The sequence below is a fragment of the Halomonas elongata genome, from assembly GCF_029081005.1.
Classification (GTDB): Bacteria; Pseudomonadota; Gammaproteobacteria; order Pseudomonadales; family Halomonadaceae; genus Halomonas; species Halomonas elongata_B.
In genome coordinates this window covers 200,830-225,604 of record NZ_JAJQTQ010000001.1, presented here as the reverse complement: position 1 = coordinate 225,604, position 24,775 = coordinate 200,830, and the positions used below count along the sequence as shown (strand labels likewise).

The following is a 24,775-nucleotide window of genomic DNA, read 5'->3' as shown; positions in this document are numbered from 1 at the left end:
TTGTAAAATATCATCTCGTAACAACGATAAAGAGGAAGCAGCCATGATGTGCAAGACACTTACGACAAGCCTCCTGACCGTGGCCCTGGCTACTGGCATGAGTATCAGTGGTGCGCAGGCGGCATCTCTGCCGGATACCATGATCTGGACCGCCTACGATGTCGGCTCTCAAGGTCATTCCGAGGCATCCGCGATCGCCGACGCCTTTGGCAAGGCTTCGGGCACCCGTATACGTATTCAGCCCTCCGGTTCGGCCATCGGTCGACTTCAGCCGCTGGTATCGGGCCGGGCGGACTATGCCTTCCTGGCAACCGAGAGTTTCTTCGCCTCCGAGGGCGTATATGACTTCTCGGAACGCCGCTGGGGGCCTCAGGACTTGCGTGCTGTTGCGGGACGTCCTTCTACTTTCGGGGTGCCCACGGCCGCCGATGCCGATATCGAGACGCTCGAGGATCTGAAAGGCAAGCGCGTCGCCTATACCGCGGGCAATCCCTCCGTTCAGGTCAAGTGCGATGCCATCCTGGCGTTTGCGGGTCTGGACCGCAGTGATGTCGATATCGTCATGTTTCCGACTCACAAGGCATCGATGAGCTCCCTTGTGGAGGATCGTGCCGATGCAACCTGCACCACGACCACCGCGAGCCAGTTGTATGAACTGGCCGAGTCGCCGCGCGGCATCCACTGGGTGGACATTCCGGCCGACGACGAGGAAGGCTGGAAACGGATGAACGACGTCGCCCCGGTTTTTCAGCCCTTCAAGGAAACCATCGGCGCTGGTCTTTCCGAATCCTCACCGGCCAACATGCTGGCCTACCGTTATCCGATCATCGTTGCCACGGCCGACAAGAGCGAGGATGAGGTCTATGAGGTGATCAAGGCGCTCGATGAAAACTATGACCTTTACAAGGATGCCACTGCGGCCATCCAGCGCTGGAGGATTTCCGATGCCGGTACGCCACCGATCGATATTCCCTTCCACGATGGTGCCATTCGTTACCTGGAGGAAAAGGGCATCTGGACCGACGAGATGCAGGAGTGGAATGACGCGCGAGAGGCTCGCCTGGAGACCTTGAAGAATGCCTGGAGCACTACCCTCGAGGAAGGGGAGGGGATGGATGAAGAAGCGTTCAAGGCGTTATGGGAAGAGAAGCGTCAGGCGGCCTTGAGCAAGTGAAGGGGGCGAAATAAAACGCCCGAATCGCAAAGTGGGGACATGCCGAGGCCATGGGGCGACATGCCCTCGGTGTGTCACGCAGCAACGGTTTTATAGTGCACTGAGCCGCCCGGCAACGCTTGTTTCTGTCAGGCCAGCACCAGGGTGCTTCCTCTCTACTTTTTGAGCCATCGAGAAGATAGGTGGAAAGCGCCAGGCCCTGACAGGAAGCGATGTCGAGTCTTGCCCATGAGAGCTGTTGCGGGGACGCATTTCAGTGACGAAGCCGTAATGCCGAGCGGAGAGCGTGCTGGCTTCACTCAGGCTAGTCTGGCAAGGCTTTTACCCGGCATTTAGGAGATTTTCTCTCATGCAGACATCTTCCGATAACCGATTGGCCGGACCGGCTCGTTGGTTCGTTATCGTTCTGGGGGGCGTGGGGCTCGCCTTGGCCATCAATCAGGCCTTCGCATTACGCATCCTGGGTTTTTATCCTTTAGGGAATTCCTTTCTTTATTACCTGGTCGGTATCTTTCTGGCGGCGGCCTTTCTGTGTTTCCCCTTGCGCCCCAGGGACAGGGGGCGACTTCCCTGGTATGACTGGCTGCTGTCGGCCATGGCGTTGGTCAGTGCCTTCTACCTCGGGCTCAACGGCATGCGAATGTCCCAGGAAGGCTGGGAGTACTTTGCACCGCTTCAGGCAACGATAACCTCGACAGTGCTGTTGCTGCTGGTGCTCGAAGGGGTCAGGCGCTGTGGTGGCTGGGCGGTCTTCGTCGTGGCGCTCGTGTTCGGCACCTACCCGCTCTATGCCGGACACATGCCCGGGTTTCTCTGGAGTAACAGCTTTACGCTCGGGGAAACCATTCGCTCCCACGTGATGGGGGCCGAAAGCATCATCGGCATTCCCATGCAGGTGGTGGCCAACCTGGTTATCGGCTTTGTGGTGTTCGGCATTGCCCTGACGCTGACGGGGGGCGGTGACTTCTTCATGCGTTTTGCCACCGCCTTGCTGGGTCGCAGCCGAGGCGGGCCCGCCAAGGTTGCGGTGATTTCCAGCGCCTTCATGGGCAGCCTGTCGGGCAGTGCCGTCTCGAACATTCTGACCACCGGCAGCATGACCATCCCGGCCATGAAGCGCTCGGGCTATCCAGCGGAGTATGCCGCGGCGGTCGAGGCCTGTTCATCGACGGGCGGCACGCTGATGCCACCGGTGATGGGGGCGGTCGCGTTCATCATGGCATCGTTTCTGGGGGTCACCTATGCCGAGGTGATGGTGGCGGCACTACTGCCGGCGATCATGTTCTATCTGGCCCTGTTGCTGCAAGTCGATCATTACGCCGCGCGCAAGAAGCTTGTCGGTATGCGCAGCGACGAAGTGCCGCCGCTCTGGCAGACGCTGAAGTCCGGCTGGTCGTATCTGCTGAGCCTGGGCGTGCTGATCTACATGCTGCTGGTCATGCGTCTCGAATCGCACGCACCATACTACGCGACACTGGTGCTGCTGGTGACGGCCATGTTCCGTCGCGAGGGCAGGCTGGGGCTCGACAAGTGGCTTTCCTTCCTGCTGGAACTCTCCAAGGGTATCGGCAACCTGGTGGCCGTACTGGCCGGGATCGGCCTGGTGGTCGGCGGGCTCTCGTATACCGGGGTGGCGGGCGCCTTTTCGCGCGAGCTCCTGCTGTATGCGGGCGACAGCATACCGCTGATGCTCATCGCCGGCGCCATTACCAGCTTTATTCTGGGCATGGGCATGACGGTCAGTGCCTGCTACATCTTCCTGTCGATTCTGCTGGCACCGGCCCTCGTCGAAGCGGGACTCAATCCGTTGGGCAGCCATCTGTTCATCCTGTATTGGGGCATGCTGTCCTACATCACGCCTCCCGTGGCGCTGGCCGCCATCACGTCGGCAGGCGTGGCCGGGGCCGACAATATGCGCACCGGCTTCAAGGCCCTGCGGCTTGGCAGCATTCTTTTCGTCCTGCCGTTTCTCTTCGTGCTCAACCCGTCATTGATCCTGCAGGGGGAACTACTCCACATCGCCTTGTCGGCGACGACCGCCATCGTATCGATCTGGCTGCTGGCGTCGGTGATGGAAGGCTACCTGTACGCGGTCGGACCCATCGGCCGAGCGTTGCGCCTGGTGCTGTTGCTGGCGGCGGCGTTGCTGATCTATCCCGAGCGACTCAGTGACCTGCTGGGCCTCGTGGTGCTGGGGATTGGCTATGCCATGGCGTTGTTGCCGGGGGGCGTCAGAAAGCGTGGTCTGCACTAGCCCATCATGTTCGCCCCGATCCATTCGACTCGATAGTCAGGAAACGCCCATGTCAACGTCCGAAAGCCTCGGCGGCGCGCCGGTCCAATACACCCGAGAGGGGCGTAGCGGCCGGATCTGCATCAATAATCCGCCGGTCAATGCACTTGGCCAGGCGGTTCGCCAGGGGGTGCTCGAGGCCCTGCAGGAGGCCCTGGAAGACAAGGCGGTCGATGTCATCGTGATGGTGGCGGCCGGTCGCACTTTCATTGCGGGCGCCGATATCCGCGAGTTTGGCAAGCCGCCACAGCCACCGCTGCTGGCCAGCGTGATCACCGCCCTGGAAGCCAGCCACAAGCCCATCATCGCCGTGCTCCACGGCACCGCGCTGGGCGGTGGGCTGGAGGTGGCCCTGGGCTGCCATTGGCGCATCGCCCTCGAAGGCACTCGCGTCGGGCTGCCCGAGGTCAAGCTGGGCCTGTTGCCGGGAGCCGGCGGCACCCAGCGGTTGCCCCGGCTGACCGGTATCGACATGGCGCTGGACATGATGACCAGCGGACGCTTTGTCGACGCCGATGAGGCCCGGCGCCACGGCATCGTGGATGAGGTGGTGGCGGCAGAGGACCCGCAGGCCGTGGCGCGCCTGGCCGCCGAGCAATGGCTGGCGGGCGAGATCGCGCCGCGCTTGATCAGCGAGCTGTCGCCCCCCGCTCATGCACAGGACGTGCTGGAACGGTATCGCCGGCAACTGCGCCGCGATGTGCCCTATCTGTTCTCACCGTTTCGCTGCGTGGAAGCCGTCGAGGCGGCAACGCAGCGGTCGTTTGCCGATGGCGTCGCCTACGAACGCGAGCTGTTCCGGCAATGCATGGATTCGCCCCAGCGCGCCGGCATGATCCATCACTTCTTCGCCATTCGCGACACCCACAAGGTGCCGGGCACGAAGACGAACGAAAGGCTGACCACGCTGGGACTGATCGGTCATCACCCGTTATTCGGGACACTGGCCTCCCTCGCCGAGAAAGCCGGGGTGACACTGGTCGACCCGGAGGCGGATGACGCCTCGTGTCATTCGGTTCAGGCGTGCCTGGTCGCCCCGGATATCGGTACCGACCGCTATCGACGGCTACGCGGTGTCATGCCGCAAGTGCCGCTGTGGATCGACGTGGCCGCCCCGGATGCCCGGTGGCGCCGCGACAGCGACATCGCCCTGGTACTGCCGCCCCATGCGGCCGAGCCGCGGGTCTGCGAGCTGGTCGACCGCACGGGCCATGCCACGCACGTCCAGGTATTGGCGAACACCCTCCGGCGACTCAAGCGCCAGGTCGTGGTGACGCGAGGGCGGAGCGTGATATCGGCGCTCGACACGGCATTGAGGCACGTCCTGAACGACGATGCCGAGGCCCAGGCGGCCGCCTGGTTGGCCAATGGCTGGGACCTCTCGCCCTGGCTGGCCACCGAGTCGGCCGATGCCATCGAGCGTGCCGAGGGGCAAGGGGCCGAGGCATGCCGCACGCTCGACCATGCCTGGCAACAGGCGGCCTTGCAGATCTCGACGGCAGGCCTGGTCCATCGCGATAGCGACATCGACGTGCTGGGCATTCAGGCCTTCGGGTATCCCGCGCATCTGGGCGGGCCGAGTTTTCGAGTGTTGTCGGGAGCCGGGTTTTGATGACTGAACAAACACACCGGACCGTCGCGTCGGTTTCTCCCGTATCGGTTTCATCCTCGCAGAATCTTGCCAGCGCTGAAGGAGGCCAGGCATGAAGGATTCCATCAACATCATCGGCATCGTCGGTACCGGCGCCATGGGACGAGGCATCGCCCAGGTCGCGGCGGAAGCCGGGGTGCGCGTCAAGCTGAATGACTCTCGCGAGGGCGCGGTCGGCGAGGCCAAGAATTTCATCGGCGCCTTGTGGGCTCGCGGTGTCGAGAAGCGGCGTTTTGACCAGGCGCATGCCGAGACGCTAGGCGAGCGGCTTGAAGAGGCCTCCGAGCTGGCCGACATGGCCGACTGCGACCTGGTGATCGAAGCCATTGCCGAGCGGGTTGACGCCAAGCAGCAACTGTTTCGTCAACTGGAGGACGTTATCGCGCCGCATGCGATTCTGGCGACCAATACCTCGTCCCTGTCGATTTCCGAAGTCGCTTCGGCCTGTGAACGGCCGGAGCGAGTGATCGGCTTCCACTTCTTCAACCCCGTGCCGCTGATGAAGATCGTCGAGGTGATCCCCGGGATGCGCACGGCCGCATGGGTGGTGGAAGCCACCGAGGCCCTGGGGAAGCGCTTTGGCCACTTTACCGCCCGCACCACCGATACCCCCGGCTTTCTGGTCAACCATGCCGGCCGTGCCTTCGGCACCGAAGCGCTACGCCTCCTGGGCGAGGGCGTTGCTGACCCCGAGACCATCGATCGACTGCTGACCGATCAGGGCGGCTTTCGCATGGGCGCCTTCGCCCTTTTCGACCTCATCGGGCTGGATGTTTCGAACGCGGTGATGGAGTCGGTCTACCACCAGTACTATCAGGAGCCGCGCTACCGCCCGTCGGCGCTGACTCGACAACGTCTGGTGGCGGGACTGCTGGGTCGCAAGAGTGGCGAAGGCTTCTACCGTTACGCCCGGGGCCAGCGCCAGGAGTCCGAGGAACCCGCGGTCCCGTCGGCCTCGCCGATGCCGGTGTGGATCAGTGGCGATGACGCCGAGGCAAGGCGACTGCTGAGCCAGCTGGTCGAAGCCGCCGGCTGGCCGCTGGAACGAGGCGCCGGCCCGAGCGAGGCGGCGTTGTGCCTGCTGACGCCTTACGGGGAAGACGCCACCGACAGCGCGCTGCGCCAGCAACTGGATCCCGCCCGTTGCGTGGCCATCGACATGCTGGCCGGACTCCAGACACGACGTTGCCTGATGAGCAACCCGGCAACGCGGTGCGATGTGCATGATGCCGCCCACGCCTTGCTGGCCGCGGATGGCACGCCGGTCAGCGCGATCCGGGACAGTGGCGGTTTCGTACTGCAGCGCGTGGTGGCCTGCATCGTCAACGTCGGTGCCGACATTGCCCAGCAGGGCATTGCCGAGCCGGCGATCCTCGATCGCGCCGTCGAGCTGGGCCTGGGCTACCCCCGGGGCCCGTTGGCCATGGGCGAGCACTATGGGGCACGACGCATCCTGACGATTCTGGAAAACCTGCAAGCCGCCACCGGCGACCCGCGCTATCGGCCGAGCCCCTGGCTACGTCGTCGGGCGCGCCTGGGGCTGCCGCTCACCAGCCAGGGGCTGACCCTATCGAGCCCCGCCGCTTCCCATCTCGTGACGTCTCAGTGACTCGTCATCCAACACGGAATTTCACCATGCATGACGCCTATCTTTACGACGGCATTCGTACCCCCTTTGGTCGCCACGGTGGCTCCCTGGCCGGGGTGCGTCCCGACAACCTGATGAGCCTGACGCTGAAACACCTGGTCGAGCGTTCGGCGTTTTCCGCCGAGGCCTACGAGGATGTCCTGGTGGGTTGCACCAACCAGGCCGGTGAAGATGCGCGAAACGTGGCGCGCCATGCCGCGTTGCTGGCCGGCCTGCCGGTCGAGACCGCCGGGCAGACCGTCAATCGGTTGTGCGGCAGTGGCCTGGCCGCGATTCTCGACGCCGCCCGTGCGACTCGAGGAGGGGAAGGCGAGCTGTTTCTGGCCGGTGGCGTAGAGAGCATGAGCCGTGCGCCCTATGTACTCGGCAAGGCCGAGTCGGCCTATGCGCGCAATCAGGCGCTTTACGATTCGGTGATTGGCGCGCGCTTCCCCAACCCGTGGATCGGTCAGCAGTACGGCAATCACAGCATGCCGGAAACCGCCGACAATGTGGCCCGAGACCTGGCCATTGGCCGCGAGGCCGCCGACGAATACGCGGTGCTCTCCCAGTCGCGCTATGCCCGGGCGCTGGAGCGAGGCTTCTACGCGGAAGAGCTGTTGACGGTCGAAGTGGCCCAGGGGCGCAAGAAACCGCCGCTGTTGTTCGATCAGGACGAGCACCCGCGCCTGGGCACCAGTGTCGAAAAACTTGGTCGGCTGCCTCCGCTCTTCGAGGATGGGGTAGTCTCGGCCGGCAATGCCTCCGGCATCAACGATGGTGCGGCGGCGATGATTGTCGGCAGCCTGTCCATGGGTGAAAAAGCCGGCGTGAAGCCACGCGGTCGCATCGTATCGGGAGCCGTGGCGGGGGTGGCGCCTCGTGTCATGGGGCTGGGGCCGGTGCCGGCCAGCCAGAAGGCGCTGGCGCGCGCCGGCTTGAGTCTGGATCAGATGGATCTGATCGAAATCAACGAGGCCTTTGCCGTCCAGGTACTGGGCTGCGTTCAGCAGTTGGAGATATCGCCCGACGACAGCCGCCTCAACCCCAATGGCGGCGCCATCGCCATTGGACATCCGCTGGGCGCCTCGGGGGCTCGTCTGGTGCTGACCGCACTGCGACAACTGGAAGCCAGTGAAGGGCGCTATGCGCTGGTGACCATGTGCATCGGTGTGGGACAGGGCATCGCGATGGTCATCGAGCGTACGACATGATGCGCACGGGGGAGTGAACACCACAATTGAACACTGCAAAGGATAGGATCTGGTCCGCTCGAGAGCGGGCTGGTTGATCGGTGCTTCGATGAGATAGGTGCTGGATCGACGATCAGCCGTCGAGCTGTGCCTTTTCTGCTCGTCGATCTTCATCATCAGTACATAGTCGGTGTCCTGCTCGACGAAGGTGCCGTCGTTGTGCAGCTCCATCACGCGGTGCGGTTGACGAAGGTAACTATCGGAAGTATCGACATTCTGCACGACGAAGCGAGCATAGTACTGGCCGCTCATTGCATCGAAGTTGGAACGCCCCATCAAGTGAGCCACGGCAGTGGCGAACTTGACCATGTCATCGGACTGTTCGACATCATCCAGCCCTTCCGGCGTCACCATGAAGCCCCCGTATCCCGGTCCACCATGGTATTGACCAGAACTGGCTGCAGAGTATTGCCGCAGAGGTCATCGAGAGTTTTCGCGACGCGGAAGCGCAGGAATGACTTGTACGCCAGTGCTTGCATCGGCCATTCAGCGACGGCTTCGAGGAATGCTTCGACGGTCTCGCGGGGAAAGATCAGCTGCAACAATCGGTCCGACTCTACTGACCGGGCAAGATGAAAGCCCTTGAGAGCGTCGGATTGAGACGTGTCGTTGGCGGGCAGTGGGCTCGGCTGGCTCATGGTCTGGCTCCTGTTATTTTTGTCAGAATAACTGCAGGTCAGACCGAGACAGGCACGTTCCAGGGTGGCGGCCGTCACTGGGTGCTACGCTGGCGGTGGCGATATGGATCATTCATCAAACAGGTGACGCTGATATGGCAATGAACGCTACCTCTCCACTTCAGGCCGGCGACAGGCTCGATATTCACTTCCCCTCCTTTACCCCGCGTATCACCATCGAGTCTGAAAGCAAGCTGACGGTGGAGGTTATCGCCGGAGATAATGCGGGATTTGCCGATACCGTCGAATACGAAGCCGTGATGATTCGCGAGGATGTATGGATGCTTTCCTGGCAGGAACATATCGGCAGCACCATCGTGCATGTACTGGACTTCGGGGCGGGCACGGCGCATACGGCAGTCACTCCGGCCAAGGGAGGTTTCATGCGCTTGACGGGGCGCATTGATACCAAAGGGGAGTCACAACCCTGGTGACTGGGTCGCTAATCGGCATTGAACGAGAGCCGAGTCATGCACCAGTCCCATACCGCACATACCGCATCTCTCGCGTCGAGAGGCAACGATGACGGCTTGCGGACCAGGAAGTAGCTGGGCGCTTTGGTCATTGTCGCATCCGAGACCTGCACAAGGTGCCCGGCCTCGAGATCCGTTGCCACAAATGCCCGGCACGCCAGGGCGACGCCCTGGCCGGCCAAGGCCGCTTCCAGCGCCAGCGTCGCCTGGTTGAATACCGCGCCGGGCACCTCGGCGCCGGTTCGCAGAAACGTCGGCCAATGAGGTCGATGAGCGGCGCGACAGTGTGCCGATGGGGCGCTATGGGACTGTCGAGGAAGTCGCAGACACCGTTGCCTTTCTAATGTCGGAAGGTGCGGGCTACGTCACCGGCCAGAACATTCGTGTCGATGGTGGCGTGCCTCGGTCCATCTGATCACGCCTGCCCCCCGTTTCATGATGAGCCGCCTTTCTCCCAGGGAAGGGCGGTAGTATGCCGGGCTTTCTCGGCCCCTGCCTCTCTGGACCTGCCTCGTTGGCGCTGGTCACCCACCAGATCGATCTCGCACTGGTGAGTCGCCTGGCGAATGATTCGTGCGGCGACCACAATTCTCGCCTGGCCCTCATCATGCCGAGATTTACTTTCTCGGTACACTTTATCTTCATTGTTTCTACTGGTCGGGGAATAAGTTTTATGGTGCTTTTTGTCTTAATAATTTGTGAGAGATTAAAGTAGCTTGAGTTAAAGTTTTCATGGGGTGATGAAATTTTACCGCCTTCTGCCTAAGCTGAGATAACTGTCGGTCAGCAATAGGTGTGCCGAGAGTCGAGAGGCGGTCCTCTTGTATGTAGCCCGCTCGAGTGTGGTTGTTTATATCATCGTGATCTTGCGTCGCATCTTTCCAAGGCGATGCTGTAAAGGTCACAAGATATTCTTCCGAGGTTGCCGGGCTGTTTCAGTATGTTGGGGATAAAAGTCAAATGTTTCAGTAGAGGTGGTTATGGCGTTGAAGGTTTTTTCTTCTCTTGCGGGCGTTCCGCTTCACTATGATCGCTATCCTGAGGAAAGCGGCCTGGGCTACGGAACAAGAGGCAAGCCATTCAAGCCGAGGGCAACCTATGAAATGGTACAAACGCTCGAAGAGTGTTTTTCGGCATTGTTCCAGATCTCGCCATTCGGGAAAGCCGAAGTGATTACTTCCGCTGGTGCTTATGTAAGCAAGCCCGGGCAGCATGGAAAAGGTCAGGCGTTTGACCTTGATGGTATCTTCTGGGAAGACAAGAAGCTTGTCGCAATAGAGTACCCGAGAAATCCGCATTTGTATTTGGCTGTGGAGTCCGTGATTCGACAATATTTTGGTACGGTGCTTGGCTATAATTACAATTCTGCCCACAAAGATCATTTTCATTTTGATATGGGGAGTGCGGTAAGGTTTGAAAAGATGTCGAAGTCGCGCGTTGAGTATCTCCAGGCGGCAATGTTGTATATCCATGGGTTCCAGGTCGGAATAGATGGCGTCTGGGGGCCTGAGACCATGGAGGTTTCTTCCTCGGTGCTGGAATCACTGGGAATCAAGGGAGGGCTTTCTGCAAAGAAAAATTGGCTGGACTTTCTGGAGAAGTCAGCAGTGCTTGGTTTTTCTTTGGCGGATGGTCAATAAGAGGGGCGAAAATCAATAGTGTAGTTTCGTTATTGCCCGGGGAGATAATGGAAGAGGTCGGCATGTCCATGGCGCCGGAAGAGGCCCTTGGGTCGTTCGCGAAGAATCGGTGCAACTGATACGCTTTTTTTACCATTTTCTGACCCTGTTATGGTCCTGACCTTTCTGTCATCTTGGCCGCCTGGCGGTTCAAGCGCCAGGCATGGTGAAACGGGTCGCACGGGCCCGTGACGATAGACCGGTATCCAGGGTGGTGAAGGGTGATGATGATCTACGTGGCGTTCTTCCTGATCTTCGTCGGCGTGACGTTCGCGCTCTATCAGGTGTACAGCGTGCACTACGCGATCAACTTCGAGGATGAGGAGGAGCGACCAGAACAGGTCAACCAGGCCCTGAAGACGCTCGCCGACGAGGCCAAAGGCTGTGCCGATGGTGAGCCGTCGCTGGGCTTCGTGCAGGCGGTGCGGCGTATCTTCGGCGATGGCTTCGACGCGCGCCTGGTGCTGGCGGCGGTGGCGTCCGGCAGCCAGAAGGCCTTCGCGGAGCCGCTGCTGCGTCGCAAGGGCCGGGTCGAGACGGTCGGCGAGCTGACCATCGCCCACCTGCCATTCTGGAAAACCCGCCCGCCGGTCCACTATCGGCGCGGACCGGTGCTGGTGTTCATCATGGTCTGCAGCCTGCTGGCGCTGTTCTGGGGCGGAATGAGCATCTTCACTGTGGCCTATCCGGTGGCTGTGCCGGCGCTCGCCTGGGCCAATAACCTGTTCGTGCTGACGGTGCTGGTCTATGCCTCGGCGCTGCTGGCTTACGGGGCCTCGAAGCTCGACTTCTATATGAACGATATCCAGCAGATCGGCCGGCTGAACCGGCGCCTGAACGCCGGTGAGCCGGGGCGCTGACCCTTACGCCTGGAGCGTATGCGCATACCCCAGACCCGCGACCCACAGGCCGAGGCCGAAACTGGCATGCGCGAAGAGGCTACGACGCCGGGCGACGTTTGGCTGGGGTGTCCTGCGAGCGGCGATCCCCGCCCCTAGACAAGGCTGCAGGACAAGAAAGGGGATAAGTACCGTCAGCACGCCAAACATCAGCGGCGCCCAGAGGGTCGTCTGATCGAGCCATTTGGCTCCTGTCAGAGCGAGAAAGACGGCGGCGAACGCGATCCCGATCATGTAGTGCGCCGCCCACCCCAGGGCCGTTTCGCCCCGGATAGGCGTGCTCTTGCCGATAGGGCGATGGATGAGCGTGCCGCGGGGAAGATGGCCAAGCCAGCGCCCCACCATCGCGTAATTCAGGGAAGGAATGCCGAACAGGCGATGGCGCAGCAGGGCGACGATATCCATGAAGATCGTCGCACCGCCGCCAATGAGTACGGCGTCGATCATCAGCGTTGTCATCGAGGACCTCCTGCCGCTGGCACGGCCTTCCTTGCCAGGCACGCCAGGTTGAAGTGGCCAAGTGCGCGTGACACGGCGCGATCCTGGGTAGCGAGACTCACCATGCGATTCGACCTCTCTGGAAAACGCAGTACGGGTCGAATAACCTACTACTTCAAGTCAACTTGAAGTCAAGCCACATGCTCGACATTTCCGAACTCTCACGAAAGAGCGATGTTCCCGCCTCGAAACTGCGCTATTACGAGGAAGTCGGGCTGATTCGGTCCGTGGGGCGAAAGGGCCTGCGCCGTGTCTTCGATGACTCCGTGCTGCCGCGCCTCGCGCTGATTGCGCTGGGACAGGCCGCGGGTTTCTCGCTGGCCGAGATCCGCGACATGCTGGGAGAAGAGAGGCGACCCCGCATCGACCGCGACATGCTGAGCGACAAAGCGGACGCGCTGGATCGCCATATCCAGGAATTGAGTGCGCTGCGCGATGGACTGCGTCATGCCGCATCCTGCACCGCCCCCAGCCACCTGGAGTGCCCGACTTTCCAGCGCCTGATGCGGATCGCCCTGGCGCGCCAGGGGACGCGAGAGCGTAGCCGGGACAAGGCCCGCATGACGGGCAAAACGGGAGAGCGGCGTCGCGGCGACGGCGCATGATGGCCAGTGCCGATCCAGGGCCTGTCTGCACACGGGCCCAATCGGTGATGCCATAAGCGATATCAGAAATCGTCGATCAGCTCGCCCAGCGTTGCCATCGCCGCTTCGCTGCGCGGCGTCCAGGGGTGGCCGTAGCTCAGGCGCAGACAGTGGCGAAAGCCCTGGGTCGCCGAGAAGATCGGGCCCGGCGCCACGCTGATGCCCCGTTCCCGCGCCTGGCGAAACAGGCATAGCGAGTCCACCCGCTCGGGGAACTCGAACCACAGGACGTAGCCGCCGGCGGGGTGCGTGGCCCGGGTCTCGGCCGGGAAGTACTGCGAGGCCGCGGCCAGCATCTTCCCCTGCTGGGTCTCCAGGGCATGGCGCAGCCGGCGCAGGTGGCGATCATAGCCGCCGTTCTGCAGGTAGTCGGCGATGGCTGCCTGGGCCGGCACCGAAGGCGAGATGGTGGTCATCAGCTTGAGCCGCGAGATCGGCTCGGCGAAGCGCCCGGCCGCCACCCAGCCGACTCGATACCCCGGCGCCAGGCTCTTCGAGAACGAGCCGCAGTGGATGACCAGGCCCGCGTCGTCGAACTGCTTCACGGGTCTGGGCGGCGTGGCGCCGAAGTGCAGCTCCGCGTAGGCGTCGTCCTCGATCAGCGGCACCCGATGGTGCTTGATCAGCGCGTAGAGCGCGCGCTTCTTCTCGTCATCGAGACTCGCCCCCAACGGGTTCTGCAGGTGACTCATGAACCAGCAGGCCTTGATGGGCAGCCGGGCCAGGCTGTCCGCCAGCACGTCCAGGTCGATGCCCTCGCGGGGATGCACGGGAATCTCCACCGCCCTGAGCTTCAGGCGCTCCAGGATCTGAAGGCTGGCGTAGAAGGCCGGCGACTCGATGGCGACCAGGTCACCGGGCGAAGTGACGCATTGCAGCCCGAGGTTCAGCGCCTCCATGGCGCCACTGGTGATCACCAGCTCCTCGGGCGGCAGCGGCATGCCCTTCAGGGTGTAGCGCAGGATGATCTGGCGGCGCAGGTCGGCATCGCCCGCGGTCATGTCCTTGAGCACATCGCTGCCGGCCATCCCGCGCAGCCCCTTGGCCATGCTGCGGGCCAGCCGCGCGAGCGGGAACAGCTCGGGGCTGGGGAAGGCCGAGCCGAACGGCACGGTCTCGGGGTCCTGCAGCGAGTCGAGCACCGAGAACGCCAGCTCGCTGACCGCGACCTCGGCGGTCTCCTGGCGGGCCGGCGTCATCCGCGGCTCGTGCAGCACCCGCCGGGCCTGTTCGCGCACGTAATAGCCGGAACGCGCCCTGGCCACGATCAGCCCGCGATCCTCCAGCAGGTAATAGGCCTGGAAGACGGTGGACGGGCTGATGCCGTACTCGCGGCTCGCCTGGCGCACCGAGGGCACCCGCTCGCCCGGGGCCAGCACGCCGTCGCGGATCAGCTCGGCGATCTCGTCGGCGAAGCGTTCGTAGCGTTTCATCGGCTGTGTGGCGCTCCCGACCCCGGAACCGTGATGGAACAGACAAGAAGGGCAATTCCACCATGGCCGATACAGCAGGAAAAGCCTCGGGTGGACTTCCACGGGTGTGTCCGACGAAGGCGGGTGAGGCCAGGGCGGCTGGGTTCAGGAACCAGAGGGTCGAGGGCAGGGGAGCCAGCCGCCTGGCAGAGGAGGGATTACTTGAACCGCGAGCGGGCCTTCTCGATGGACTCGCTCAGCGAACTCCAGGCTCGCTCGGCGCCGGCGCGGATGTCGTCCCAGGCGTCGTCGCTGGAATGTCTCAATTCCTCGAGCTTCCGGCGCATTTTCTCGCGCTTGGCTTCCAGCCGGTCGACATCCTTTTCCCGCTCGATGCGCGCATCGGCGTCGGCGCTCCTGGCGCGGGCCTTCAGCTTGTCCACCTCGGCCTGCAGCTCGTCCAGCTTGGCGCGCAGCTTCTGTTCGTAGGCATTCCGATCGCTCATGGGACACTCCTTTCCGTCTGCGGATACGTGGAACCTTGAGGATAGCCTGTCGCGAGGCCACAAGGCACCGTCGCTTCAGGGTGGCATGCCGGCCCGGGTGGGTGGCAAGGTCATGGGGTGATGGCGCCATCGCGCGGCCTGGCCGCACACTGAGTCCTGATCTTCGGCATTCACCTGGCGGAGCTGCCATGAAATCTCTTTCGAGTACTGGGTTTGCGATCTTCGGCGCGGCGCTGATCGCGATCAGCTATGGGCTCGCGCGCTTCGCCTTCGGGCTGTTCGTGCCGCAGATACGCGACGAGCTGGGCCTGGCGCCGGACGTGATCGGCGTGATCGGCGCGCTGCCGCTGATCAGCTTCCTGCTGGCCACGGCGGTCGCGCCCTTCGTCACCGATCATCTCGGCGCCCGCTACACGGCGGTGCTGTCCGGGGCCTTCGGCGTCGGCGGGCTGGCGCTGATCGGCCAGGCCTCCGACGCATGGATACTGGGTGCGGGGGTGTTCGCCTGCGGCATCTGCACCGGCCTGATGATGCCCGCGCTCACCGCCGGCATGCAGGCGATCGTCAAGCGCTCGCTGCACGGGCGCGTCAGCTCGGTGATGAACGCCGGCACCAGCATCGGGGTGATCGTCGCCGTGCCGACGGTGCTGTTCCTGGTCGGCGCCTGGCGGCTGGCCTATCTGTCCTTCGCCATCTGCGCCGCCATCGGCGTGATCGCCGCCTGGGTCTTCCTGCCCTCGGTGTCGCGGATCGTGCCCTCCAACGCCGCGCCGCCCGCGCCGCTTCGCGAGCTGCCCTGGTCGCGCCTGGTCCGGCTGACGCTGTTCGCCTTCGTGATGGGCGTCGTGTCTTCCGCCTACTGGATCTTCGCGCCGGATTTGGTGGTCACCCTCGGCGGCCTGCCGTCCGCCTCCACCGGCTGGCTGTGGCTGGCGGTGGGCATCGCCGGTCTGGGTGGCGCCGTGGTGGCCGACCTGGCCGACCGCAACAACCCGCCCATCACCCATGCGCTGATGCTGATGATGCTGGCCGCGAGCCTGGCGCTGCTGGCGGCCAGCCCCGCCCAGACGGTGCTGGCGGCATTTTCCGCGCTGGTCTTCGGCCTGGCCTACATGAGCCTGACGGGGCTCTACCTGATGACCGGCATCCGCCTGCTGCCGGGCCGACTATCGGTGGGGCCGGTACTGCCCTTCATGGCGGTCTCGCTCGGGCAGGCGACCGGCTCGCCCGTGGTCGGCTGGCTGGTCGATGGCTTCGGCTACGCCGACGCTTTCTCCATGTTCGCCTCGCTCGGCATCCTGGTGGCCATCCTCTCGCCCTTCTACCCGGGCCATATCGAACACGGTGACGACGAGGCCGCCGAGGCCGAGGAGGATACCGGCCTGCAGGCGGCCTACGATCACCAGCTCCAGAACGAGGAGGGCGAGCCGCTGGCGGATCCCGAGGAGGGCGAGGCGAAGGAGACGGAGAAACCGGCGGTCGGCTCCTGAGAGCTTCGGTCGTCGCCTCGGCCACCGCCTTGGTCCGGCGCAGCATGTGGCAAAGCGCCGGGTCACGATTCAGGTGAAGCGTCGGTCAACAGCGAGGCGGGAACGTGAACGTGCGCGTCAGCCGGCCGAGCCGCGGCCCGCCGAGGTGCACCCTGACCTCGCCCTCGCCCTGGAGGATCCAGCGGGCCGTGGCCTGGTGGGCATTGCCGCCCGAGCGTTGGAACCAGGGCATCTGCGAGGCCTCGCCGAGTCCCCGCCCCCAGCCCGCCAGGTGGCCCAGCGACTGGCGGGCCTGCCCGGGGTGCTGCAGTCGGCAGCCTGTGACGCTGGCGTGAGCCTCGACGCCGGTGTTCCACGGCCGCTCCCGGGCGGCATTGACCCCATGGGTCGGCAGATAGCCGCGATTCTCCACCCTGACCCGCAGCTCCCAATGGCCTTCGCCCAGCGGCGTGCAGCGCGTGTCGGCGATGGCCAGCCTCGGCAGCATCGCCGCCACCCGCAGCCAGTAGCCGGCGATGCCCTGGCAGATCGCGGGCAATGCCTCGGGGGGCGGGTTCCAGAGGCCGGCGACCGGGTCCAGGCCGCCGACCTCCACCTCCCCCAGCTGCGGATGGCGCACGGCCTGCCAGGGCTGGTATAGCCGCCCCCGGTTGTGTTCGCGATCCCATCGGGCCAGCCATTCCATGTCCTCGCGATCGAGCGCCGCGTAGTGCTCCACGAAGCGCTTGGGGCGCGGCCGGTCCATCCGCTGGAACAGGTCCCAGAGCTCGCAGACCTGCGCCAGGCAGCCGCGCTGGTGGTAGGCGAACTCGATGAGGTCGCCGTGCAGCGGGGTGTCCGGCTGGTAGGTGAACTCCTCGAAGCCGCTGACGGTGGGGTAGCCGACCTGGGCGCGTCCCCACTCGGCCAACTGGCGGTAGAGGGCCAGGTCCTGCTGGTCCATGCGGCTGTCGGGGGCGTCGATCAGCGGGCGGATGAACACGCCCCCGAAGGTGTGCAGGTTCAGCCAGGCATAGAGGGTCGGGTGCGCCACGGCGAAGTCGATGACCGCCCGCGTCTCGGGCTCGGAGCCGGGGTACGGGCCGGCGCCGACCTGCTCGGGCTCCGGCCGCCAGCTCCAGGGGAAGTTGCGGTTGAAGTCCGGCACGCCTTCCAGCCATTCGGGCTCGGGGATCGTCTCGCCGTCCCAGTGCTCGATGACCCCTTCGGGATAGAGCCGCCAGTAGGGCGGCGGGTCCTCGACCCGGCGCGGCAGCATCAGGCCGGGCGCGTCGGGCGAGGCGATGAAGTCGCCGGCCTCGTCCCTCACGCGCAGGTAGCGGCAACGCCCGTCGCCGTCGAGATCGTGGGCGCGCCAGTAGGGCCGCTCGGCGGCCTCCGGCGAGCGTCGCGGCGCGGAGCGCACGAAGCCTCCCTGCCGCAGCACCTGTTCGGCGCCATCCGGCGAGATGCGCGGGCAGACGTAGAACAGCACGTCCTGCAGGAACCGGCGGACATGCTCGGGCAGTTCATCGGGCAGGGGCAGCGCGTGGGTGTGCAGCGCCAGGGCCGCCTCGGCCACCGCCAGGGCGACGCTGGAGCCGGCCAGCTCGGTGCCGTGCATGTTGCCGTCCACCCACACGGCGGGGCGCTTGCGCTCCGGCTCGGGGCCGATGGTGAGCACCCAGATCTCCCGCCCCTCGGGGCTCACGCCGATGCTCTGCAGGTGGGCCAGCTCGGGGTAGGCCTGCACCCACGCCTTGAGCTGGTGCGTCAGGGCGTGGTGGCTCAGGTAGCGATGTCGGAAGCGGCTGTCGTGCCCATCCCGTCCCATGTCCCTGCCTCGGTTGGCCATGCCTGGTGACAGTATGGCGCAACGGCGCGAGGCGCCGGAGCATGAGAAAAATGGGTGTTCGGATTAATTGGTTGAAAGGGCTTTCAAGCCCCTCCGAACGCTTAGCTCGCCTGTCAGGTGGTCCAGTGAATGGAGTCCACTTCATTTCCCCACCCCTGATTGAGCGCAGCTTCGAGAGGAAGCGGTAGAGAGGCAAGGCCTGGCATAGCTGGGGGTTGCCTCTCCCCCATGCTAGGCTGATCGATACAAAGCCAAGGGGATCATTTCTCCAGAGGCTTGATGCTGGTGAGAGGTAGCGGAAGATGAACAGAATCAGGGTCCTGCAACTGCTTCGAGAGCACATGTCGGCCTTGGCCAGCGAATATGGGGTCAGATCATTGGCGCTCTTCGGCTCCATGTCCCGCGACGAGGCTCGAGACGACAGTGATATTGATATCCTGGTGAGCTTCGATGGCCCGGCGACCTCGGCCCGCTATTTCGGAGTGCAGTTCTACCTCGAGGATCTGCTGGGTCATCCCGTGGATCTGGTGACCGACAAGGCGCTTCGCCCCGAGCTCAGGCCCTATATCGAGCGTGAGGCGCTGCGTGTCTGAGTCTCGCCCCCAGCGCGAATGGCGCTTCTATATCGATGACATGATCGGCTTTGCCGAGAAGGTTCTGTCCTACACGGAAGGCCTCGATCAGGATAGCTTCCTTGCCCTTGACCTCACCTACGATGCCACGCTGCGTAACCTCGAGCTGATCGGCGAAGCGGCGACCCGGATTCCAGATGCTGTCCGTCACCAGTATTCGGAAATTCCCTGGCGGATGATCATTGCGACCCGGAATCGCCTGATCCATGCCTATCTGGGGATCGACGACGATACGGTGTGGAGCATCATTCAAGACAACATCCCCCAACTGCTTGAGCAGTTGAATGGCATCAAGATCCAGCATGGTTCATCGGGTGCAGACCTCGATTCTCCATAGAGCTGCCGGCTGCCTCAGTCGTTGGTGCTAGGCTGAGGCTCTGACAACGACAATCACAACGACGCCGCCAGCTCTCGGGACGCCACCGTGGCCACCGATTCATCCGCCCCTCGTGGCGACCGTCATCCGGACGATCGCCGGGCGGGAATCGCCGCGTGGCGCTTTTCATCATTCAGGGACACGTGAGGATCACGATGAGCAAAGCATCAACGATGGACATCAGGCTGGCGGACGAGCAGGACCTCCCGAGGATCGTCGAGATCTACAATGCCGCGGTGCCGAGCCGCCGCTCGACGGCAGACACCGAGACGGTGACCCCAGACGACCGCCGCGAGTGGTTCCGGCAGCACGAGCCGGCGCGTCGCCCGCTGCTGGTCGGCGAGGACGAGGGCGGCATCGTCGCCTGGATGAGCTTCGAGGACTTCTACGGTCGGCCGGCGTACGCCCACACGGCCGAGCTGAGCATCTACATCGCGCCGGACTACCAGGGCAGGCTGCTCGGGAAGCGGCTGCTGCAGCGAGCGGAAGCGCTGGCGCCGAGCCTGGATATCCACACCCTCGTCGGCTACGTCTTCGCCCACAACACGCCGAGCCTGCGCCTGCTGCGTGCCAGCGGCTACCAGGAGTGGGGCCGGCTGCCGGACGTCGCCCGCATGGACGGCAGCGACTTCAGCCTGTGCATCCTGGGCAAGCGCCTCGACAGCGCCCCGGCGCCGCTGGGTCAACCGGCCTGATCCCGGCCAGCCGCGGCGCCTGATGGCTGGCGGCTTGCTCAGTCGTACTTGTGCTGCCAGCCCTTCACCGCGATCTGCTCCTTGAGCAGCTCCAGCATGTCCATCAGCACCTGCTCGGTGATCTGTTCGGTCTGCGGATCGGTGTGCAGCCAGGCATCGAAGCCGCTCTCGGCCAGGTGCTCCACCAGGGCCGAGAACTCCGCCGACTTCAGCCCCGCCAGCGCCTCGTCGACCAGGCGGCAGGCCAGGTCGGAGAGCGAGGCCTCGAGCCCCCGGGCCACCTGTCCGCCCAGCGGCAGGTGCGAGAGGCGCTTGAGCTCCGGGCTCTCCGCCAGGGTGCGGCCGACCAGCCCGCGCACGTAGCGCAGGGTGTCGTCGCGGTGGTGGGCATAGGCGTCGCCCGCCATGGCCTCCAGGCGCTGGCTGATCTCGCGGATCAGCGCCTGTTTGCGGGGTTGCACGATCCGCTCGATCACCGGCGCGGAGAGACCGTCGCCGGCGCGGATCTCCTGCTGCACGTTGTCCAGCATGCGGATGGCGATGCGGTCGGTGAGTTCCTCCAGCAGGATGTCGTAGTACTTGGCGACCACGGTGTAGACATACCAGCGGCGCACGTCGATCAGGCCCATGCGCTGCAGGCGGTGCAGCAGCGAGATGACGCGCAGGATGCGCAGCAGCCGGAAGCCACCCAGCGGGATGCAGCCGAGCACGTCGTACCAGTGCACGAAGGGGTAGAAGAACCAGCGGTGGTAGTGGCGCTCGGCGATGGCCACCGCCCAGCCCAGCAGCACGTCGAACAGGAAGACGGCCACGAACGCCAGGTCGATGCTGAGGAAGTTTGCGTGGATGTGCCGCTCGTAGGCGCCGTGCAGCCCGGGCGCCACGGCCTCGAAGGCGGCGTTCAGCGGCGGCAGCAGGAACAAGCTGTCGAACAGCAGCAGCGCCAGGTTGGCGATCACCAGCACGATGATGAACAGGTCCCACACCAGGTGGGCCCGTTCCAGGGCGGGCGAGGTCGTGCGGGTGGCGGGCATGATCTCTCCTCAAGCGATTCCGGGAAGTCCTTTCCCACCTAGCCTAGAGCGTCAAGGCGTTGGTGGCATGACCCTCGCGCGGGTAGGCCTGTTCAACTCCTCGGCGGAGATGGCGCCACAGGCCCTGTTGGTCGAGCGCGTCGCCTCGCGAAGGCGGGAGTGCGGGGCGGCTGTGGGCCTGTCAGAGCTCTTGGTGTCTTCCACCGTGATATTCTCATTGCCGAATACCATCGATGTGGCCGGGGCGCGAGAAGAGCGTCGAGGAAGTGTAGGCAGTTTCTTGTCGGCGATACACGGGGAAACACTATGAGGCTGCGTCTATTCTTGTCGCTTTGGGTCATCGTCATTCCGGCCTTTGCGGATTCACCGGTAGGCTTCTCGTCTCTGGCGGATGCCTCCGATCAACGCCCTATCGAACTATCCATCTGGTATCCATCCGATGGCGGTTCACCTTCCATGGTGGGAGGTAATGCCGTGTTCGAAGGGGTTTCCGCTGCGAATGATGCGCCGATCCTGGAGGGAGAGTTTCCTCTCGTCGTGGTGTCTCACGGCGGTTTGCGGTCCTCGAGCAATTCGGGGGCATGGCTTGGCGAGGGCTTGGCAAGGCCAGGTTTTGTCGCCGTGGAGGTCAATGCGCCAGGCCCCGCACGTGCGGCAATGGCGGTGAATGAGATTTGGCAGCGCCCTCGAGACATAAGCCGCACCATTGACCTGATGCTGGGCGACCAGCGCAGGGCGGAGCACGTTGATCATGGCGGGATTTTCGTGGTGGGTTTTGCCCTTGGTGGAACCACTGCCCTTGCCGTGTCCGGGGCCGAGCTTGACGCTGAGTGCTACCTTCAATCATGCGCTGCCGATGGCGTAGAGGCTCCAGACTGCGAGTGGTACACGGCACACAACGTCGCCTTGGATCAGGCTGACCCTGGTGAGCTTGGGCAGTCCAGGCGCGATCGCCGCGTCAAGGCCGCGGTCGCCATTGATCCCGAGTACCTGGCAGTGTTTTCGGGTGACGGCAGGGCGCCTGCCGTTCCGACATTGTTGATCTCACTCGGTGACCAGGAACGGAAGACGACTGAGCTGCCTCGTGCCGAGAGAGTCGTGATCCAAGAGGCCGATCGCTTCGATGCCTTTGGCGTCTGCACTGAGAGAGGACCTCGGATCTTGCGGGAAGAGAGAGGTGATGTGGCATTGTGTAGTTCTTCGCCTGAAGCGAGAGAGCGCCATCATGCCAGGATGGTCAGTGCGATATTGCCATTTCTGTCCGATCGCCTGTGAGCGCCAGGTGTCAGGCGTTTCGCCGATGGAGCAGCGGCTCCGGCCCTCTGGTCGATAGTAGAACCTTGATAGCTACATGTTCTTGAAAGAATGCGATTCGCTACGCGACAGTTTGTGCTCAGAGAAGAAAAAGGGACTGGTAAAGTCGGCTGCACTGGAGAGCCGAAGGGCGAGTTCCTCGAACAACGAGATGCGTACCCCGCCATGGTACAGCGCATAATAGCTAATCGTCGGCAGGGAAGGAGTAGTATCGATGACCTCCAACCCTTGATCTCGGGCGAAGCACTGGACACAGAGTTTCGGCAATACGCTGATGCCACGCCCCGCTGCCACCAGACCAACCAGTGCTAACAAATTATCGGCAGTCAGGGTGGCGACGGCCATGCCCTGATGGGAGAGCCAGCGATTGATGTCCTGCGCGAACCCTGAGCGCTTGCCTTGGCTGATCAGGGGATAGTGTTCGAGCCCCCCGATGGGGATAGGTCTAGGGCCGTCCACCAGGCCCTCTCTGGCCATGAAGGCCATCTCCACCTCCTCCAGCAGCTGGGTTTCTACTCCCGGCTGGGCGAAGGCCTCTGGGACTTGCGGTATCACCACTAGGTCCAGTTCACCATCCTGAAACTGTTGGTACAGGTTACGGCTCATGTCGATGGTGATGTCCAATCGGATGTCGGGCCGCTCGGTCGTGTAATCCCGCAGAAAGCCCGGAAGCCAGGTAAGGGCGGCCAGGTCGGTGAAACCAATACGCACGCGATGCAACGTACGATCAGGTTGCTCATTGAGCTCAAGGATCTGCTTCGCGCCATCGAGCGTTGCATAGGCCAGCTCCAGCAGCCGTTCGCCCTCTTCGGTCAGTCGCGCGCTGCGGCGCGAACGATCGAAGATTTGCAGGCCCGTGGCTTGCTCCAACTCGGAGATGCGCTTGGAGACGGTGGACTGCGTCGCGTTGAGGCGCTGGGAAGCGCGTTCGAATGTGCCGAGCTCGACCACTTGGACGAAAGTATCAAGTTGTTTGAGGGTTAACATGGCATCGCCAATAGGTGAGTTTAACGAATGATTTAATATGAAATATATTCGCTTTTTTGAAAGAGTGAAATAGGTTTATGTAGTCGATGAGTGCTTGCAGAGCCAGGCTAGGGGATTCCTCCAAGCGGCCTGCCCTAGTGACTCAATACAACAGCAACAAGGAGTTAAGGTCATGAAGGCTCAATCCATTTCTGTACGGAAGGTGATGCTGGGCGCGATGGCGACGCTGCTGACGAGCGGCCTGAGCACGGCAACTTTGGCAGAGGACTACCCGAGCAAGCCGATCCAGATGATCGTCGCATTTGGCGCTGGAGGCAGCACCGACACCATGGCGCGCATCTTCGCCAAGTATGCGGAAGAAGAGCTTGGCGAGCGGATAGTGGTGGTCAACCGGCCTGGTGCTGGCGGTGAACTGGGCTGGGTACACCTCGCCAACGCCGACCCGGACGGTTACACCATCGGCCTGATCAACTCACCGGTGGTGGAGGTATACCCCTTCACTCGCGAGGATACCGTCGGCTACTCCCTGGACGAGATTCGGCCGCTGGCCAATGTGATAACCGATCCGGGCGTGCTGGCGGTCGCTGCCGACAGTCCCTACCAATCCCTGGATGACTTGGTCGCAGCGGTGAAGGACGATCCGGAATCGGTGATTATTTCCCACGAGGGCGTCGGGGGGGACGATCATCTCGCCGCACTCAACTTCGCCGAGGAAGCGGGCACCGACCTGAGTTTCGTGTCCTACAACGGCAACGCCGAGGCGACCGCCTCGCTGCTCGGCGGCCACATTACCGCCTTCGAGGGCAACATGTCGGAAGCGGCGGCCCAGATCCAGGAAGGCAAGGTGCGCGGGCTGGCAGTGTGGGCCGACGAGCGGGTCGAGGCCATCGCCGACGTCCCCACCGGAATGGAGCAGGGCTATGACGTCCAAGCCGCGGCGTCGCGCGGTTTCGCTGTGCCAGCTGGCGTGCCCCAGGAGGTCTACGACACCCTTCTAGACGTTACCCGCGATGTGGTCGACAACCCCGAATTCCGGGCCGAGATGGCGCAGCTCAACATGCCGGTCAATCCCATCTACGGGGAGGAATACGTCGAGTTCATCCATGACAGCCACGATCGGCTGAAGGCGCTCTGGGAAAAAGATCCCTGGATCGAACAGTGATCGGAAGCGCGGAGAGGTAATTCCATGACCCTCGACACTATCGACCGTTGCGTGGCCGTGCTGGTGGGAGCGCTCTGTGCGGCTGCGGTGATCACTGGTCTGGCCATGCGAGGCGACGCGGGGGTCTTCCCCGTGATCGCCGGCACACTGGGGTTACTCGCCTGCGCAGGGATCCTCCTCTGCACCATGCGTGGTCGCATCCCCGATGAGTCGCCACCCGCGTTGCCCTGGCCGCGATTCCTCGTCTGGTGCCTGTGCGTGCTGGGGCTGCTGGGATTGATGGTGACCGCCGGTACCTTCGTCGCACTGCCGCTGTTCCTGCTGGCCAGCCTGCGCTGGCTGGGCCACTTGCGATGGCCGGCGGCCCTGGTGATTGCCCTGGCGTTCTCGGCCGTGATCTACGTGGTCTTCGTGTATCTACTGTCCGTGCCACTGCCCGCCGGCTGGCTGGCGGGCTAACGGCGG

At 63.6% G+C, this 24,775-nt stretch carries 24 protein-coding genes and 1 pseudogene; 17 read left to right on the top strand and 8 right to left on the bottom strand.

Annotation, left to right across the window (positions count from 1 at the left end; all coding sequences use genetic code 11):
• The first annotated feature begins 43 nt into the window (after positions 1–43).
• From LU493_RS00980 to LU493_RS00960, 5 genes are all read left to right on the top strand, one after another.
• Positions 44–1,174: a TAXI family TRAP transporter solute-binding subunit gene (locus LU493_RS00980; RefSeq protein WP_275285909.1), complete on the top strand. Its 1,131-nt coding sequence runs from the start codon at positions 44–46 to the stop codon at positions 1,172–1,174.
• A gap of 349 nt (positions 1,175–1,523) precedes the next feature.
• Complete coding sequence (locus tag LU493_RS00975) at positions 1,524–3,428, top strand: TRAP transporter permease (RefSeq protein WP_275285908.1); 1,905 nt, start codon at positions 1,524–1,526, stop codon at positions 3,426–3,428.
• A 49-nt stretch (positions 3,429–3,477) separates the two neighbouring features.
• Positions 3,478–5,079 carry an enoyl-CoA hydratase/isomerase family protein gene (locus LU493_RS00970; RefSeq protein WP_275285907.1) on the top strand — a complete coding sequence of 534 codons (1,602 nt, stop codon included), beginning with the start codon at positions 3,478–3,480 and terminating at the stop codon, positions 5,077–5,079.
• Between the two features lie 91 nt (positions 5,080–5,170).
• Positions 5,171–6,727 carry a 3-hydroxyacyl-CoA dehydrogenase gene (locus LU493_RS00965; protein ID WP_275285906.1) on the top strand — a complete coding sequence of 519 codons (1,557 nt, stop codon included), beginning with the start codon at positions 5,171–5,173 and terminating at the stop codon, positions 6,725–6,727.
• Between the two features lie 26 nt (positions 6,728–6,753).
• On the top strand, positions 6,754–7,959 hold the full coding sequence (locus LU493_RS00960) for a 3-oxoadipyl-CoA thiolase (protein ID WP_275285905.1): 1,206 nt from the start codon (positions 6,754–6,756) through the stop codon (positions 7,957–7,959).
• Between the two features lie 189 nt (positions 7,960–8,148).
• Here LU493_RS00960 and LU493_RS00955 read toward each other — a convergent pair.
• Positions 8,149–8,636, bottom strand: a pseudogene (locus LU493_RS00955) (carbon starvation induced protein CsiD); the annotation flags it as partial.
• A gap of 134 nt (positions 8,637–8,770) precedes the next feature.
• Between LU493_RS00955 and LU493_RS00950 the strand changes: the two are divergent.
• Positions 8,771–9,109, top strand: a complete 339-nt coding sequence (locus LU493_RS00950) for a MoaF-related domain-containing protein (RefSeq protein ID WP_275285904.1) — start codon at positions 8,771–8,773, stop codon at positions 9,107–9,109.
• Between the two features lie 8 nt (positions 9,110–9,117).
• On the opposite strand, the gene LU493_RS00945 is transcribed toward LU493_RS00950, so the two are convergent.
• Positions 9,118–9,474 (bottom strand): hypothetical protein, encoded by a 357-nt coding sequence (locus LU493_RS00945; protein WP_428994507.1) that lies wholly within the window; start codon positions 9,472–9,474, stop codon positions 9,118–9,120.
• Between LU493_RS00945 and LU493_RS19995 the strand changes: the two genes are divergently transcribed.
• From LU493_RS19995 to LU493_RS00930, 3 genes are all read left to right on the top strand, one after another.
• Positions 9,441–9,563, top strand: a complete 123-nt coding sequence (locus tag LU493_RS19995; protein WP_428994501.1) for an SDR family oxidoreductase — start codon at positions 9,441–9,443, stop codon at positions 9,561–9,563. The two genes, LU493_RS00945 and LU493_RS19995, sit on opposite strands and share 34 nt — an antisense overlap.
• Positions 9,564–10,128: 565 nt before the next feature.
• On the top strand, positions 10,129–10,788 hold the full coding sequence (locus LU493_RS00935) for an extensin family protein (protein WP_275285903.1): 660 nt from the start codon (positions 10,129–10,131) through the stop codon (positions 10,786–10,788).
• Positions 10,789–11,051: 263 nt separating this feature from the next.
• Positions 11,052–11,687, top strand: a complete 636-nt coding sequence (locus tag LU493_RS00930) for a hypothetical protein (RefSeq protein ID WP_275285902.1) — start codon at positions 11,052–11,054, stop codon at positions 11,685–11,687.
• A gap of 3 nt (positions 11,688–11,690) precedes the next feature.
• Here the strand turns inward: LU493_RS00930 and LU493_RS00925 are convergent, their stop codons facing one another.
• Positions 11,691–12,185 carry a DUF2938 domain-containing protein gene (locus LU493_RS00925; RefSeq protein WP_275285901.1) on the bottom strand — a complete coding sequence of 165 codons (495 nt, stop codon included), beginning with the start codon at positions 12,183–12,185 and terminating at the stop codon, positions 11,691–11,693.
• 179 nt (positions 12,186–12,364) lie between these two features.
• Here LU493_RS00925 and LU493_RS00920 point away from each other — a divergent pair, with 179 nt between their 5' ends.
• Positions 12,365–12,829: a helix-turn-helix domain-containing protein gene (locus tag LU493_RS00920; RefSeq protein WP_275285900.1), complete on the top strand. Its 465-nt coding sequence runs from the start codon at positions 12,365–12,367 to the stop codon at positions 12,827–12,829.
• A 62-nt stretch (positions 12,830–12,891) separates the two neighbouring features.
• On the opposite strand, the gene mapR is transcribed toward LU493_RS00920, so the two are convergent.
• Positions 12,892–14,301: a GntR family transcriptional regulator MpaR gene (gene mapR / locus LU493_RS00915; protein WP_275285899.1), complete on the bottom strand. Its 1,410-nt coding sequence runs from the start codon at positions 14,299–14,301 to the stop codon at positions 12,892–12,894.
• 197 nt (positions 14,302–14,498) lie between these two features.
• On the bottom strand, positions 14,499–14,786 hold the full coding sequence (locus tag LU493_RS00910; RefSeq protein ID WP_275285898.1) for a coiled coil domain-containing protein: 288 nt from the start codon (positions 14,784–14,786) through the stop codon (positions 14,499–14,501).
• Between the two features lie 188 nt (positions 14,787–14,974).
• On the opposite strand from LU493_RS00910, the gene LU493_RS00905 reads away from it, so the two are divergent.
• Positions 14,975–16,276: an MFS transporter gene (locus LU493_RS00905; protein ID WP_275285897.1), complete on the top strand. Its 1,302-nt coding sequence runs from the start codon at positions 14,975–14,977 to the stop codon at positions 16,274–16,276.
• A gap of 85 nt (positions 16,277–16,361) precedes the next feature.
• Here the strand turns inward: LU493_RS00905 and LU493_RS00900 are convergent, their stop codons facing one another.
• The gene (locus tag LU493_RS00900; RefSeq protein ID WP_275285896.1) at positions 16,362–18,089 is read right to left on the bottom strand and encodes a M14 family metallopeptidase; all 1,728 of its coding nucleotides are present in this window, start codon (positions 18,087–18,089) and stop codon (positions 16,362–16,364) included.
• Positions 18,090–18,412: 323 nt separating this feature from the next.
• Between LU493_RS00900 and LU493_RS00895 the strand changes: the two genes are divergently transcribed.
• From LU493_RS00895 to LU493_RS00885, 3 genes are all read left to right on the top strand, one after another.
• Positions 18,413–18,703: a nucleotidyltransferase family protein gene (locus LU493_RS00895; RefSeq protein WP_275285895.1), complete on the top strand. Its 291-nt coding sequence runs from the start codon at positions 18,413–18,415 to the stop codon at positions 18,701–18,703.
• The gene (locus tag LU493_RS00890) at positions 18,696–19,079 is read left to right on the top strand and encodes a HepT-like ribonuclease domain-containing protein (RefSeq protein WP_275285894.1); all 384 of its coding nucleotides are present in this window, start codon (positions 18,696–18,698) and stop codon (positions 19,077–19,079) included. Before LU493_RS00895 ends, LU493_RS00890 begins: the two co-directional genes overlap by 8 nt.
• A 194-nt stretch (positions 19,080–19,273) precedes the next feature.
• Positions 19,274–19,813, top strand: a complete 540-nt coding sequence (locus tag LU493_RS00885; RefSeq protein ID WP_275285893.1) for a GNAT family N-acetyltransferase — start codon at positions 19,274–19,276, stop codon at positions 19,811–19,813.
• A 38-nt stretch (positions 19,814–19,851) separates the two neighbouring features.
• On the opposite strand, the gene LU493_RS00880 is transcribed toward LU493_RS00885, so the two are convergent.
• The gene (locus LU493_RS00880) at positions 19,852–20,847 is read right to left on the bottom strand and encodes an ion transporter (RefSeq protein WP_275285892.1); all 996 of its coding nucleotides are present in this window, start codon (positions 20,845–20,847) and stop codon (positions 19,852–19,854) included.
• A 306-nt stretch (positions 20,848–21,153) separates the two neighbouring features.
• Between LU493_RS00880 and LU493_RS00875 the strand changes: the two genes are divergently transcribed.
• The gene (locus LU493_RS00875) at positions 21,154–22,122 is read left to right on the top strand and encodes an alpha/beta hydrolase family protein (protein WP_275285891.1); all 969 of its coding nucleotides are present in this window, start codon (positions 21,154–21,156) and stop codon (positions 22,120–22,122) included.
• A 72-nt stretch (positions 22,123–22,194) separates the two neighbouring features.
• On the opposite strand, the gene LU493_RS00870 is transcribed toward LU493_RS00875, so the two are convergent.
• Entirely contained in the window at positions 22,195–23,148 is a 954-nt protein-coding gene (locus tag LU493_RS00870) for a LysR family transcriptional regulator (RefSeq protein WP_275285890.1), read from the bottom strand.
• Between the two features lie 172 nt (positions 23,149–23,320).
• On the opposite strand from LU493_RS00870, the gene LU493_RS00865 reads away from it, so the two are divergent.
• Positions 23,321–24,310: a Bug family tripartite tricarboxylate transporter substrate binding protein gene (locus LU493_RS00865; protein ID WP_275285889.1), complete on the top strand. Its 990-nt coding sequence runs from the start codon at positions 23,321–23,323 to the stop codon at positions 24,308–24,310.
• Positions 24,311–24,334: 24 nt separating this feature from the next.
• On the top strand, positions 24,335–24,769 hold the full coding sequence (locus LU493_RS00860; protein WP_275285888.1) for a tripartite tricarboxylate transporter TctB family protein: 435 nt from the start codon (positions 24,335–24,337) through the stop codon (positions 24,767–24,769).
• The last annotated feature ends 6 nt before the right edge of the window (positions 24,770–24,775 follow it).

Excerpts from the sequence above, each read along its gene's own strand:
- LU493_RS00860 (WP_275285888.1), top strand. The coding sequence starts at position 24,335 with ATGACCCTCGACACTATCGACCGTTGCGTGGCCGTGCTGGTGGGAGCG.
- LU493_RS00870 (WP_275285890.1), bottom strand. The coding sequence starts at position 23,148 with ATGTTAACCCTCAAACAACTTGATACTTTCGTCCAAGTGGTCGAGCTC.
- LU493_RS00960 (WP_275285905.1), top strand. The coding sequence starts at position 6,754 with ATGCATGACGCCTATCTTTACGACGGCATTCGTACCCCCTTTGGTCGC.
- LU493_RS00895 (WP_275285895.1), top strand. The coding sequence starts at position 18,413 with ATGAACAGAATCAGGGTCCTGCAACTGCTTCGAGAGCACATGTCGGCC.
- LU493_RS00950 (WP_275285904.1), top strand. The coding sequence starts at position 8,771 with ATGGCAATGAACGCTACCTCTCCACTTCAGGCCGGCGACAGGCTCGAT.
- LU493_RS00905 (WP_275285897.1), top strand. The coding sequence starts at position 14,975 with ATGAAATCTCTTTCGAGTACTGGGTTTGCGATCTTCGGCGCGGCGCTG.
- LU493_RS00920 (WP_275285900.1), top strand. The coding sequence starts at position 12,365 with ATGCTCGACATTTCCGAACTCTCACGAAAGAGCGATGTTCCCGCCTCG.
- LU493_RS00875 (WP_275285891.1), top strand. The coding sequence starts at position 21,154 with ATGAGGCTGCGTCTATTCTTGTCGCTTTGGGTCATCGTCATTCCGGCC.
- LU493_RS00970 (WP_275285907.1), top strand. The coding sequence starts at position 3,478 with ATGTCAACGTCCGAAAGCCTCGGCGGCGCGCCGGTCCAATACACCCGA.
- LU493_RS00935 (WP_275285903.1), top strand. The coding sequence starts at position 10,129 with ATGGCGTTGAAGGTTTTTTCTTCTCTTGCGGGCGTTCCGCTTCACTAT.
- LU493_RS00925 (WP_275285901.1), bottom strand. The coding sequence starts at position 12,185 with ATGACAACGCTGATGATCGACGCCGTACTCATTGGCGGCGGTGCGACG.
- LU493_RS00980 (WP_275285909.1), top strand. The coding sequence starts at position 44 with ATGATGTGCAAGACACTTACGACAAGCCTCCTGACCGTGGCCCTGGCT.
- LU493_RS00880 (WP_275285892.1), bottom strand. The coding sequence starts at position 20,847 with ATGCCCGCCACCCGCACGACCTCGCCCGCCCTGGAACGGGCCCACCTG.
- LU493_RS00965 (WP_275285906.1), top strand. The coding sequence starts at position 5,171 with ATGAAGGATTCCATCAACATCATCGGCATCGTCGGTACCGGCGCCATG.
- LU493_RS00865 (WP_275285889.1), top strand. The coding sequence starts at position 23,321 with ATGAAGGCTCAATCCATTTCTGTACGGAAGGTGATGCTGGGCGCGATG.
- LU493_RS00885 (WP_275285893.1), top strand. The coding sequence starts at position 19,274 with ATGAGCAAAGCATCAACGATGGACATCAGGCTGGCGGACGAGCAGGAC.
- LU493_RS00900 (WP_275285896.1), bottom strand. The coding sequence starts at position 18,089 with ATGGGACGGGATGGGCACGACAGCCGCTTCCGACATCGCTACCTGAGC.
- LU493_RS19995 (WP_428994501.1), top strand. The coding sequence starts at position 9,441 with ATGGGGCGCTATGGGACTGTCGAGGAAGTCGCAGACACCGTTGCCTTT.
- mapR (WP_275285899.1), bottom strand. The coding sequence starts at position 14,301 with ATGAAACGCTACGAACGCTTCGCCGACGAGATCGCCGAGCTGATCCGC.
- LU493_RS00975 (WP_275285908.1), top strand. The coding sequence starts at position 1,524 with ATGCAGACATCTTCCGATAACCGATTGGCCGGACCGGCTCGTTGGTTC.
- LU493_RS00930 (WP_275285902.1), top strand. The coding sequence starts at position 11,052 with ATGATGATCTACGTGGCGTTCTTCCTGATCTTCGTCGGCGTGACGTTC.
- LU493_RS00910 (WP_275285898.1), bottom strand. The coding sequence starts at position 14,786 with ATGAGCGATCGGAATGCCTACGAACAGAAGCTGCGCGCCAAGCTGGAC.